The sequence below is a fragment of the Klebsiella sp. K-Nf6 genome, from assembly GCF_002806655.1.
Taxonomy (GTDB): domain Bacteria; phylum Pseudomonadota; class Gammaproteobacteria; order Enterobacterales; family Enterobacteriaceae; genus Klebsiella; species Klebsiella variicola.
Window position 1 is genome coordinate 123218 of sequence record NZ_PIBN01000011.1, and the last position, 12668, is coordinate 135885.

Sequence of the window (12668 nt, forward strand, 5' to 3'; positions counted from 1 at the left end):
GCGTAATAAGCGGAGCGGCGAAACGAAAATAATAGCGCGGATCGCTAGCGCCACCAATGGGCGATTTGCCATGCCAGACGGGCCGCCGCGCGGGCGCCCTGTCCGTCGATGTCAAATTGCGGATTAAACTCGACCAAATCTACCGCCTGCAGCTTACCGCTGCGGCACAACGGCTCAACGATGCGCAGCAGGATTGCCAGCGGCACGCCCAGCGCCGCCGGGGCCGACACCGCCGGCATTTCGCGCGCCGGCAGCACGTCGAGATCGATGGTCAGATACAGACGATCGTACTGCGCGATATTACGCTCCAGCTCCGGCAACACGTGAGTGTCGAAGGCCGACAGCACCGCCAGATCCTCAACGATAGCCACCTGGCGGCGCGCCGCTTCATCCCATAGCGCCTGAGTGTTGGCCGCCCGGCTGACGCCGATGCAGGTATAGTGAAAACCGCGCTGCTGCGCGTCACACTCCAGCGCCAGCTGGCGGAACGGCGTCCCGGAGCTGGCGCATTCGGCAAAGCGTAAATCCAGATGCGCATCGAGATTAATAATGCCCACTTTTTCGCCCGGGAAGGCATCCAGTACCCCAGCGCCGTGGCCGAAGGCCGTCTCGTGGCCGCCGCCCAGGACCAGCGTACGTTTAACGGCACGCTGGCAGGCGGCTACCGCCTCGCGCAGCGCCTGATGCGCGGCTTCTAACTGCTCGCCGTCGACGCCGATGGTGCCCATATCCACGCACCGGTCGTGGCCCTGATGGCTGGCCATATTGGCCAGCGCCCGGCGCAGCGTGTCCGGGCCAAGCGCGGCACCGGTACGCCCTTTGTTACGCCGGACCCCTTCGTCACAGGCGAAGCCGAGCAGCGCGATATCGCCGGGCATCGCCTGCGGCGCGAAGCGTTCCGCGCGGGCGATAGTCTGGAACAGGCGCAGCGCATTAGGCGCCTCCGCGCTATCATCACGCCCCTGCCAGAGACTGGCGGGCGTGGCTTGCCATAGCATCATTGCAGTTCTCCTCGCACCACGCGCTGCCAGAGCGGCGCGCGCCCCGGCTCATACACCATCTCGACCGGATGCTCGGCATCCCAGATGGCAAAGTTAGCCACAAAGCCCGCCGCCAGCTGACCGTGGCTGTCCTGCCGCCCCAGCGCCCGCGCGGCATGGCGCGTTACCCCGGCCCACGCCTCTTCCGGGGTTAAACCAAACTTGACGCAGGCCATGTTCATCGCCAGATGCAGGCTGGCGAAGGGGCTGGTGCCGGGGTTGAAATCGGTCGCCACCGCCATCGGCACCTGGTACTTGCGCAGCAGTTCCACCGGCGGTTTGCGGGTTTCATTGAGGAAGTAGAACGCACCGGGCAGCAGAGCCGCCACGGTGCCGCTTTCACGCATCGCCGCCACGCCCTCTTCCGTCAGATATTCGATATGGTCGGCGGACAGTCCGTGATAGCGGCTCACCAGCTGCGCGCCGCCCAGCGACGAGAGCTGCTCAACGTGGCCTTTTACCGGAATGCCCAGCGCCTGCGCCGCCTGAAAGACGCGCTCGGTTTGCTGCGGGCTGAAGCCAACGTTTTCACAGAAGACGTCAACGCTTTCAAACAGCCCCTCCTGCCACAGCGTCGGCAATAGGGTCTCGCAGACCAGTGAGATATAGCCATCGGCGTCGCCTTGATATTCCGGCGGCGTGGCGTGGGCGGAGAGCAGCGTCGCCGACAGTTCCACGCCATTGTCGTCGGCCAGCTGGTGGGCGACCCGCAGCATTTTGCGTTCGTTTTGCAGATCGAGACCGTAGCCGGATTTGATCTCCAGGGTCGTCACCCCTTCACGCAGCAGACGCGCCAGACGCGGCTGCGCCAGTGCCAGTAGTTCAGCTTCGCTGCTGTCGCGCGTGGCGCGCACGGTGGAATTAATCCCACCGCCGTTGGCGCTGATGGTTTGATAGGAGACGCCGTTCAGCCGCTGCTCCCATTCCTGCGCCCGGCTGCCGCCAAAGATCAGGTGGGTATGGCAGTCGATTAAACCCGGCGTAACCAGCCGGCCTTCGAGATCGATACTGCGCCCGCCGGGGGCGTCAGCGTCGGCGACAATTGCCTCAATGCGGCCATTGCGCACCAGCAGCGCATGGCGCTCCAGCAAACCGTAGGGTTGAGAGTAATCAGGGTTCAGGGTGGCGAGACGCGCGTTTCGCCAGACAACGAGTTCGGGGGTGGCTTCAGTCATAGCGCTCAACTTGTCATGGGTTGTATAGACATTTATTTTCATAACGCCGGTAAAGTCAACAATAGCGCAGGGAAATGTTATTTTTTTGTGACTAAAGACCATCCGGCAGGGCTGCGCGTTGCGTAAAGACGGTAAGTTTTTCCGTCCACGTCTTCCCGTTTCGTTCAAGTTAGTATAAAACAGCAGGTTTTAAAGGACTTATACCCTGGCGTCTCAGCCGGGGTATTTCACTACGCTTAATTTTGCCCGGAGCAACATGAACACATATTCCGTTTCCCGTCTGGCGCTGGCGCTGGCCTTCGGCGTGACGCTGTCCGCCTGTAGCTCGACGCCTGCCGATCAACAGCCCTCTACGCAGACTGCACCGGGCACCACCGCGCGTCCCATTCTGAACGCCGATGAAGCGAAAAACTTCACCCCGGCGGCCTATTTCCAGTCGCTGACCCCCAATGCCGCGGCCTGGACGCCGTCCGCCATCAGCCTGCCGGCGCAGCCTGACTTTATCGTTGGCCCGGCGGGAACCCAGGGCGTGACCCATACCACCGTCCAGGCGGCGGTCGATGCGGCGATTGCCCGTCACTCAAATCGCCGTCTGTTTATTGCCATCATGCCTGGCGAGTACCCGGGAACGGTTTACGTACCGGCGGCGCCTGGCGCCCTGACCCTGTATGGTACCGGTGATAAACCGATTGACGTGAAAATCAGCGAAGCCATTGATTCTGAAATGGATCGCAACACCTGGCGCCGTCTGGTCAATCCGGGCGGTAAATATATGCCGGGCAAACCGGCATGGTATATGTTCGACAGCTGCCAGAATAAATCCGCGGCCACCGTCGGCGTGATGTGCTCCGCGGTCTTCTGGTCGCAGAATAACGGCCTGCAGCTGCAGAACCTGACCATCGCCAACAACCTTGGCGACAGCGTCGACGCCGGGACTCACCAGGCCGTCGCCCTGCGCACCGATGGCGATCAGGTGCAGATCAACAAGGTCAATATTCTTGGCCGTCAGAATACCTTCTTTGTGACCAACAGCGGCGTGCAGAACCGTCTGCAGGATAACCGCCAGACCCGCACCCTGGTGACCAACAGCTACATTGAAGGCGATGTGGATATCGTGTCCGGTCGCGGCGCGGTGGTATTTGATAACACCGATTTCCGCGTGGTGAACTCGCGTACTCAGAAAGAAGCCTATGTTTTCGCGCCGGCTACCCTGAAGAGCGTGACCTACGGCTTCCTGGCGACCAACAGCCGCTTCACCGCGTCCGGCGATAACGTCGCGCAGCTGGGCCGCGCGCTGGACGTTGACGGTAACAGCAACGGCCAGGTCGTGATCCGCGACAGCGTGATCAATGAAGGCTTTAACATCGCCCAGCCGTGGGCGGCAGCGGTCGGTTCAAACCGTGCCTTTAGCGGTAACGTTGGCGCAGTAGATGCCAAAGGTAATCTGCAGCGCAACCTCAACGACAATAGCGTTAATCGCATGTGGGAATATAACAACCGCGGCGTGGGAAGCACTGTGGTCGCCGAGCCGAAACAGTAACGCGCAATAACCGAAAACCATCATAAAAGAGGGGGCGATGCCCCCTCTTCTCTTTTGCATGTTCTCTTTTGCGTACTGCACGTCACGCCATCAGGCGGTTCGCCATTTGCGGGTCAGCGGTTTTTCCAGTTCAACGATCAGGAACATCGCGAAGCCGATGATGAAGGTGATCACCCAGTAGCGGAACGGCAGCCCGGTGGTACCGAACAGCATCTGCATAAACGGCGCATAGATAATCAGCAGCTGCAGCACCAGCAGCACGCCGCTGACAATCCAGATCCCTTTGTTGGCCAGCAGACTTTTCGTCAACGAGAAACCATCCGACACGCGGCAGTTCAGCATATAGAACCACTGGGCGGTGACCAGGGTCTGCAACAGCACGGTACGGATAAACTCCGGCGAATAGCCGCGCGGCTGCAGCCAGGCTTCGAGAATAAATGCGCTGACCGCAATCATCGATCCCACAAACGCCACGCGCCAGATGGCAAAGCCGTCCATGACGTGAATTTTCGGATCACGCGGCGGCCGCCGCATAATATTTTTCTCACCGGCTTCAAACGCCAGACCAAACGACAACGTGGCGGAGGTGGCCATGTTCATCCACAGGATCAGCACCGGCGTCAGCGGCAGTACGTTGCCCGCCAGCAGCGCGATCACGATCAGTAACCCCTGCGCAAGGTTGGTCGGCATGACGAAGAGAATGGTTTTCTTCAGGTTGTCATACACCCGACGCCCCTCGCGGACCGCGCTGGCGATAGTGGCGAAGTTATCATCGGTCAGCACCATATCGGCGGCTTCCTTGGTCACCTCGGTCCCCTTGATCCCCATCGCCACGCCGACGTCAGCCTGCTTCAGCGCCGGGGCATCGTTCACCCCGTCGCCGGTCATCCCGACAATCTCTTTCTTGCTCTGCAGGGCCTGCACCAGACGGAACTTATCTTCCGGGCTGGTTCGGGCGAAGATATCAAACTGCTGCGCGGCCACGCTCAACTGCGCGTCGTCCATCACCTCCAGCTCACGCCCGGTAATGGCATTCCCCGCATTGCCAATCCCCAGCATCTTGCCGATACTCATTGCCGTTTGCGGGTGGTCGCCGGTGATCATCTTCACGCGGATCCCGGCCTGCAGGCAGTCGGCAATCGCCGTGATGGCCTCCGGACGCGGCGGATCCATCATCCCGGCAACCCCTAACAAAATTACCCCCTGCTGCAGATCCTGATGGGTCAGCTCCGTCTGGCCTGCAGAAGCCGGCTTCCAGGCCGCGGCCACCATCCGTAGCCCTTCCCGCGCGTACTCTTCAATTTTGGCTTCCCAGTACGGCAGATCCAGCGGCTGTAATCCGCTGTCGCTCTGCTGATATTGACACAGGCGGAACAGAACATCCGGCGCGCCAGTGACCAGTACCACCTCCTCTTCACCCAGCCGGTAGAGGGTCGACATGTATTTATATTGCGAATCAAATGGAATTTTACTGCGCAGCTCGCTGGTCAGCGGCGGCAGAGTGACCTTGGCCGCCAGTACCTTCAGCGCCCCCTCGGTCGGGCCACCGGTGATTTTCCACAGCCCGCTCTCATCTTTAATAAGCTGGCTGTCGTTACACAGATCGATGGTACGCAGATAGCGCTCGAACAGCGTGCCAGGTGCAACCGCGACCGGCGTCGGGTCATCAATGGCGTGGATCTTACCGACCGGCTCGTAGCTATCCCCTTCCACCCGATAGACGCTGTCCGCGGTGATCACCGCCTTCACCGTCATTTCGTTCATGGTGAGGGTCCCGGTTTTATCCGAACAGATAACCGTCATCGCGCCGAGGGTTTCCACCGTCGGCAGCTTGCGGATAATCGCTTTCTGGCGCGCCATCGCCTGCACACCGAGCGACAGAATAATCGAGATAATCGCCGGCAAGCCTTCCGGGACTGACGCCACCGCGAGGCTAATCAGCGACAGCATCAGTTCGGAGACCGGCATATCGCGGAACAGCAGGCTAAAGACGAACAGCGCCGCCATCATCACCAGAATGAGGATAAAGATGGCTTTGCCCAGCTTGTCCATTTGCACCAGCAGCGGCGTGCGGTGTTTCTCAATGCCCGCCATCATCTGGTTGATGTGACCCAGCTCGGTATCGCCGCCGGTGGCCACAACAATCCCTTTGCCCGCCCCTGAACTGACGGTGGTCCCGGAAAACAACAGGTTGCTGCGATCGCCGAGCGGTAAATCACCGCTCAGCGGCTCAGTGGTTTTTTCCACCACCGTCGACTCCCCGGTGAGGATCGCCTCTTCCACCCGCAGGTTGTGCGCCTCAATCACGCGTAAATCGGCGGGGATACGGTCGCCCGCGCGGATCACCACAATATCGCCGGGTACCAGCGAGGTGGTGGGGATGGTTTCATGGTTACCCAGACGGATCACCACCGCTTCGCTGGACAGCATATTGCGGATACTCTGCAGCGATTTTTCCGCATTACTCTCCTGAATGAAGCCGATCAGCGCATTGACGACCGCCACAGCGAGGATCACCGCCATGTCGATCCAGTGGCCCATCACCGCCTTCAGCAGCGCTGCCGCCAGCAGCACGTAGATCAGCACATCGTTAAAATGCACGATGAAACGCAGCCAGGCTGGCTTACCCGGCTTCTGCGGCAGGGCGTTTTCGCCATACTGCTGCAGGCGTGTGGCCGCTTCTGTCCCGCTAATACCCTCCGGCGTACTTTGCACGCTGGCGAGCGTCTCCTCGACGGAGCGCTGATAGAAGGGCGCCCCCGGTTTATCTGTATTCATACTCTCTCCCTCGATTTCTGAAGCGGAAGTCAGGACGACATCCCGCCGTCATCAGCGCACAACGAAAACCGGTACATGGGCGTAGCGCACGATGTTTGCCGCTTCAGAGCCCAGAAGATGAGTCTGGATCCCCGGATTACGCGAACCGACAATCACCACGTCCGCTTTCAACTCATCAGCCAGGGCGATCACTTGATCGCGAATATTGCCACTGCGCACATACAGATGGCTGGCGTCTTCCGCAAGGCCATTTTTCTTTACCAGATCGCTGAGTTTTTCCTTAGCGGTAGAAATCAGATGTTCCTCCATCTTTCGTGCATCAGAGATAAATCCTCGCGTTAATACCGGTGAAAATGCCGGAATAACATGGACAAGATGTATTTGCCCGGCAGAGTGCTGGGCGAGGAATTTCGCATGAGAGAGGGCTTTGTCGGCCAGGCCTGCATCAAACACGTCAACGGGAACAACGATATTTTTATACATGAGATAATCCTTTTATTACCAATACAATGCGTAGTGATGAATAGCCCCATTCTTGGGGAGGAAGCAAATCTCAACAACAGAAGCGGAAAACGGAATAGATGTTATTAAACGTAGCACAGGAAAATTAACATTAGAAAATGAGCCATTAATAGACTGAAAAATATTATAAAAACCCGCGAATGCCTGCAGATCTCCTGCCCTTACCCCCTTGACGCCAACAGCAACGCGGTATTCTCTTTTTTAACACTTCATGTTTTCTCCGACTATGCTGATTACAAGCAGGAGTGCCGCACCGAATGTCCGACGGTCACACGTCGTGCCGGACGAAATGACATTCGCGGTTCGGGTGGGAGTTAAGGGAGAAAATCATGTTTGGTTATAGCCTGTTACGTCTGGGATTGTTTGTCGCGCTGGCCATTGTCGCCTGTACGCTGGTAGGACTATTCACTTATCTGGTTGTCGCCGCCCTCGCAGAATAAGCGTGCGCCGCGTAATAAAAACGTAAAATAAATCATGAGTCTGAGGGGAATACTGTGAACCGTTATTTTTCTCTCATCCCGGTTGTTATTTTATTAACAACCGCTTGCGATCAGAAAGCACCGTCCGTCGAAGCCGCCCCCCGGATGGTCAAGGTGGCGCAAGTTACCGCCGTGGGTAACACCCAGCAGCGGACGTTTCCAGCCCGCATCGAGTCTGGCGACTCCACCGAGCTGTCGTTTAAACGGGGTGGTCAGGTGGAGTCACTGGATATTCGCCAGGGCGCAACCCTAACCCAGGGACAAACGCTGGCGCGTCTGAATGCCCGCGAAGCCCAGCAGCGAGTCAATGAGCGACAAACGGCGGCGACCCTCGCCCAGCGTCAGTTTGATCGTTTCCAGACCCTGGCGGGACGTCAGGCGATTTCCCAGGCGGAGATGGACGTGCAGCGCGCCAATCGCGATGCCGCCAACGCAGCCTTAAAAATCGCTCGTGAAGAGCTGGCGCAAATGAGTCTCACCGCCCCCTTCGGCGGGATTGCCGCTGGCGTGCATATTCGTAATCATCAGGTGGTCGCCGCTGGCCAGCCGGTGATTACCCTGACGCGTACCGACCTGCTCGATGTGGTCTTCAGCATTCCGGAAAATCTGTTCACCTCGCTCGATATCCGCAATACCGCCTACCGCCCCGTCGTCAGGATCAATACCCTGCCGGGCCGCGAGTTTACCGCGGAATACAAAGAGCATACCGGCAGCAGCGACAACAGCACCCTCACCTGGCAGATCATTTTAACCATGCCGCGGCCGGATGATTTCCCTACCGTCGGCGGGGTCAGCGGCACCGTGACGGTCAATCTCGGTAATTTACCGGCCAGCGCCGGACGGGAAACCCTCGTGGTGCCAGTGGAAGCGGTGTTTAACCCCGATAACCGGCCGAAGAATGAACCGGTCGTCTGGGTGGTAAAAGGCGACAACGCGCATCTCTACCTTGAGGAGCGCAGAGTCACGGTCGGGGAAGTGACCTCGCAGGGAGTGATGATCACCGAAGGGCTCCGTGCGGGCGAACAGGTGGTTGCAGCGGGGGTAAGCGAACTCCACGACCGGCAGCCGGTGCGGATCTGGACGCGTGAACGAGGATTATAAATGGACATTTCCCGTCAGTTTATTAACAACCCGACCCGCGTCTGGTTAGCCATTTTGCTGTTGGGGGTGGGTGGCCTGTTCGCCCTGCTCAATATCGGCCGTCTGGAAGATCCTGCCTTCACCATTAAAACGGCGGTGATCGTCACCCACTACCCTGGCGCGTCTGCCCAGCAGGTGGAGGAGGAGGTGACCCTGCCGCTGGAAAACGCGATTCAGCAGCTTCCCTCGCTGGATAACGTCAGCTCCATCTCCTCGAATGGCTTATCGCAAATTACGGTGAATATTGCTTCGCAATACCATTCCAGCGAACTGCCGCAAATCTGGGATGAGCTGCGTCGCCGCGTCGGTGACGCCAGCCGGCTTTTTCCCCCGGGAGTAGTCCCCTCCTTCGTCAATGACGACTTTGGCGATGTGTTTGGCTTTTTCTTCGCCATTTCGGGCGACAGTTTTACCAATCCTGAGCTGGTGCGCTATGCCGAGCAGCTGCGCCGCGAGCTGGTGCTGGTGCCGGGCGTCGGCAAAGTCGCCATTGGCGGCGCGATTCCACAGCAGATCAATGTTGATATCTCGCTGGCGAAAATGGCGGCGCGCGGTATTACCCTTAACCAGCTTGCCGCTATCCTGACCCGGCTCAACGTGGTGTCCAGCGCCGGGGAGATCCGCGCTGGCAGCGAATCGATCCGCCTTCACCCCACCGGGGAGTTTCAGAATATCGATGAGCTGGGGGATCTGCTGGTCAGCCCTCATGGCGCCAGCGCCACCACCCGACTGCGGGATATTGCCACGTTGTCGCGCGGGCTGACCGACTCTCCCTCCAGTATCTATCATGCCAACGGCCGCCAGGCGGTGACCATGGGGGTCTCCTTTATCCCCGGCGTCAACGTCATTGACGTGGGGCATGCCCTCGAAGCCCGACTTCAGCAGATGGCCGCCGATAAACCAGCGGGTATCGATATCGCCATTTTTTACGATCAGGCGGCAGAGGTCGCCCACTCGGTCAATGGCTTTATTACCAACTTCCTGATGGCCCTGGCGATCGTCGTCGGCGTGCTGCTGGTGTTCATGGGGGTGCGCAGCGGGATCATTATTGCTTTGTCGCTGGCGCTCAACGTTCTCGGCACCCTGCTTATTATGTATATCTGGGGGATCGAGTTACAACGGATCTCGCTCGGGGCGCTGATCATCGCCCTAAGTATGTTGGTGGACAATGCCATTGTCATTGTCGAAGGGGTGCTGATCGCCCGCCAGCAAGGATCTCCGCTGCTGGGCGCGATTAATTATGTGATCCGCCGCTCCGCCCTGCCGCTGCTCGGCGCCACCGTTATTGCCATCCTCGCCTTCGCGCCAATTGGCCTTTCACAGGACTCCACGGGGGAGTATTGCAAATCCCTGTTCCAGGTGCTGCTGATCTCCCTGATGCTGAGCTGGTTTTCCGCCCTGACCATCACCCCGGTGCTCATCAAGTGGTGGTTGTTTAAAAACGCCCCGCCGGCCGCCGCGCCGGAGGAAAAAGCCGATCCCTACCGCGGCCGCTTTTACCGCGGCTATCAGCAAACACTACAAATACTGCTGCAGCAAAAGACCCTGACCCTGGTGCTGATGGGCGCGCTGTTAGCCGGGGCGATCTGGGGCTTCACCTTCGTCCGGCAGAATTTCTTTCCGTCATCGAATACGCCCATTTTCTTTGTCGACCTGTGGCTGCCCTACGGTACCGATATTAACGCCACCGAGCAGATGACCCGCGATATTGAGCGGTCGATCGCCAGCCAGCCGGGAGTGGCTACCACCGTCTCCACCATCGGCCAGGGCAGTATGCGATTTATTCTTACCTACAGCGGCCAGCGGCAGTACAGCAACTACGCACAGATTATGGTGCGGATGGATGACCAGCGCAGTATCGCCCCCGTCACCCGCCACGTAGAGGCCTGGATTGCCAGAAACTACCCGCAGGTGAACGCCAGCACCAAACGCATTATGTTCGGCCCCTCCGGCGATAGCGCGATTGAAGTGCGCATTAAGGGTCCTGATCCGGATACCCTACGCGCGCTGGCCAGCCAGGTGGGCGACATTCTCGCCGAGGATCCGGCGACCGACAGCGTACGTAACGACTGGCAGAATCGCAGCAAGGTGATCCGCCCGCAATACTCTCTGGCGTTGGGACGTGAGCTGGGGGTGGATAAACAGGATATTGATAGCGCGCTGGAGATGAATTTCTCCGGCAGTCGCGCCGGGTTATATCGCGAGGGCGCCGACCTGTTGCCGGTTATCGTCCGTCCGCCGGAAGCGGAGCGACAGGATGCCAACCACCTGAATAACGTGCTGGTCTGGAGCCAGAGCCGGCAGCAGTATATTCCGTTGAGTAACGTCATCAATGGCTTCTCGCTGGAGTGGGAAGATCCACTGATTCTCCGCCGCGATCGCACCCGGGTGCTTACCGTTCAGACCGACCCCAGCCCGCAAAGCGGCCAAACGTCGGGCGATATCCTTGCCAGGGTGAAACCGCGCATTGACGCGCTGACCCTGCCGCATGGCTACCGCATCGAATGGGGTGGCGATGCGGAGAACTCCAGTGAAGCACAGCAAGGGCTGTTTACGACCCTGCCGCTTGGCTATCTGGTGATGTTTATCATTACGGTGCTGATGTTCAGTTCGCTGAAAAACGCCGTTGCCATCTGGCTGACCGTGCCGCTGGCGCTGATCGGCGTCACGCCCGGTTTTTTGCTGACCGGCATCCCCTTCGGCTTTATGGCCTTAATCGGCCTGCTTAGCCTCAGCGGTATGCTGATCCGCAACGGCATTGTACTGGTGGAAGAGATAGAGCAACAAAAACAGGAGAAAGATCAACGACAAGCTATCATTGATGCGGCAACCTCTCGTCTGCGACCGATCCTGCTGACCGCCTTTACCACCGTGCTTGGCCTTGCCCCGCTGCTGCGCGATGTCTTCTTCCAGAGTATGGCGGTGGTGATTATGTTCGGACTGGCCTTTGCCACCGTACTGACGCTGCTGGTTCTGCCGGTCATTTACGCTTGCTTCCACCATAAGGATATGACGCCTCAACGATGAACAGTACCGGTCTGAGCATTATCAAGACATTAGGCTGTATGACAGCGGTGACCTTTTTCACTATCTATAACACCTGGGATCACTATGATTATGACTATCACTGGATCCTCGGGCTGCTGACCTTTATCTCGACCATCGCGACGCCGTTGTTTTTTGTGGTGGCCGGTTATCTTGATGCGCAGACGCGCCACGATGCCAACTGGCAGATTGGTAAAATTAAAAGCGTGGTCATCGTCTTTCTGTTCTGGGTAACGGTCTATTATGTCTGGGAGCCTTATCAGCGCGGCTACCTGATCCAGCCCTGGTTTATTTTCGCCCTGATCGTGATCTACACCTTCCATCCCTTGATCGCCTGGCTCAGCCAGCGGCGCGGCCTGTTTTTCAGCGTGGTCCTGACGCTGCTGTGCTGCTCCTATGGTTATGACCTGCTCTCGGTGCTCTACCCGGACAAACATCTCTTCAGCCTGCCGCCGCAGTATCGTCTGTGGACATGGCTACTCTTTTATTTAACCGGGCAGTTGTTTAACGATCCGCGGGTCACGGAGTGGATACGCGACCCGCGGGTAATTAAAGCCTCAATTATCGCCCTGCCCTTTGTCTATTTATTCACCTGGTTTTATGAACGCCATTTTTTCTTCGCGCTGTTTAAAGCCGACCGTAATGCGTTCATTCTGACGGGGTCGCAAATTTATATTCTGATCGTCCTGCTGGTGATTGCCGCTAACGCCGTGCAGTTTAAAAAGAACCGCGAACTGAAGGAGACGCTGCTGGCGACGGTCAGTAAAGCGATGACCGGGGTCTATATTCTGCATTACTCCGTTTTTCACCTGCTGGTGATGCTGATCCCTATTCACTCGTTAGCCACCAAGCTGGGCGTGATTGCGCTGACGTTTGTCCTGTCGGTGCTCATTTCCCTCGCCGTGCTCTCCAGTACGCTGCTCAAGAAAGTGATAACCCTGTGACAAAC

At 58.4% G+C, this 12668-nt stretch carries 8 protein-coding genes; 4 read left to right on the top strand and 4 right to left on the bottom strand.

Going from position 1 to position 12668, the window contains the following annotated elements:
• Positions 1–44: 44 nt before the first annotated feature.
• Positions 45–1001 (bottom strand): formimidoylglutamase, encoded by a 957-nt coding sequence (hutG, locus tag CWM61_RS18625; protein ID WP_100631693.1) that lies wholly within the window; start codon positions 999–1001, stop codon positions 45–47.
• Positions 998–2317, bottom strand: a complete 1320-nt coding sequence (hutI, locus tag CWM61_RS18630) for an imidazolonepropionase (RefSeq protein ID WP_165784229.1) — start codon at positions 2315–2317, stop codon at positions 998–1000. The genes hutG and hutI overlap by 4 nt, the downstream gene beginning before the upstream one ends.
• Before the next feature lie 154 nt (positions 2318–2471).
• On the opposite strand from hutI, the gene CWM61_RS18635 reads away from it, so the two are divergent.
• Positions 2472–3755 carry a putative acyl-CoA thioester hydrolase gene (locus tag CWM61_RS18635; protein WP_008805725.1) on the top strand — a complete coding sequence of 428 codons (1284 nt, stop codon included), beginning with the start codon at positions 2472–2474 and terminating at the stop codon, positions 3753–3755.
• Positions 3756–3845: 90 nt separating this feature from the next.
• On the opposite strand, the gene CWM61_RS18640 is transcribed toward CWM61_RS18635, so the two are convergent.
• Complete coding sequence (locus CWM61_RS18640) at positions 3846–6533, bottom strand: cation-transporting P-type ATPase (protein WP_100631694.1); 2688 nt, start codon at positions 6531–6533, stop codon at positions 3846–3848.
• A 51-nt stretch (positions 6534–6584) separates the two neighbouring features.
• Positions 6585–7016 (bottom strand): universal stress protein, encoded by a 432-nt coding sequence (locus CWM61_RS18645; protein WP_061155284.1) that lies wholly within the window; start codon positions 7014–7016, stop codon positions 6585–6587.
• A 533-nt stretch (positions 7017–7549) separates the two neighbouring features.
• On the opposite strand from CWM61_RS18645, the gene CWM61_RS18650 reads away from it, so the two are divergent.
• Genes CWM61_RS18650 through CWM61_RS18660 form a run of 3 tightly spaced genes read left to right on the top strand, consistent with a single transcriptional unit; the run spans position 7550 to position 12663 of the window.
• A complete protein-coding gene (locus CWM61_RS18650; protein WP_074386499.1) occupies positions 7550–8635 on the top strand; it encodes an efflux RND transporter periplasmic adaptor subunit in 1086 nt (361 codons plus the stop codon).
• Positions 8636–11701: an efflux RND transporter permease subunit gene (locus CWM61_RS18655; RefSeq protein WP_061155286.1), complete on the top strand. Its 3066-nt coding sequence runs from the start codon at positions 8636–8638 to the stop codon at positions 11699–11701.
• Between the two features lie 38 nt (positions 11702–11739).
• Positions 11740–12663 carry an acyltransferase gene (locus CWM61_RS18660; protein ID WP_162678323.1) on the top strand — a complete coding sequence of 308 codons (924 nt, stop codon included), beginning with the start codon at positions 11740–11742 and terminating at the stop codon, positions 12661–12663.
• Positions 12664–12668: the final 5 nt, after the last annotated feature.

What these genes read in the sequence shown, in the direction of transcription:
- hutG (WP_100631693.1), bottom strand. Translation starts at nt 1,001, where the DNA reads ATGATGCTATGGCAAGCCACGCCCGCCAGTCTCTGGCAGGGGCGTGAT.
- hutI (WP_165784229.1), bottom strand. Translation starts at nt 2,317, where the DNA reads ATGGTCTTTAGTCACAAAAAAATAACATTTCCCTGCGCTATTGTTGAC.
- CWM61_RS18635 (WP_008805725.1), top strand. Translation starts at nt 2,472, where the DNA reads ATGAACACATATTCCGTTTCCCGTCTGGCGCTGGCGCTGGCCTTCGGC.
- CWM61_RS18640 (WP_100631694.1), bottom strand. Translation starts at nt 6,533, where the DNA reads ATGAATACAGATAAACCGGGGGCGCCCTTCTATCAGCGCTCCGTCGAG.
- CWM61_RS18645 (WP_061155284.1), bottom strand. Translation starts at nt 7,016, where the DNA reads ATGTATAAAAATATCGTTGTTCCCGTTGACGTGTTTGATGCAGGCCTG.
- CWM61_RS18655 (WP_061155286.1), top strand. Translation starts at nt 8,636, where the DNA reads ATGGACATTTCCCGTCAGTTTATTAACAACCCGACCCGCGTCTGGTTA.
- CWM61_RS18660 (WP_162678323.1), top strand. Translation starts at nt 11,740, where the DNA reads ATGACAGCGGTGACCTTTTTCACTATCTATAACACCTGGGATCACTAT.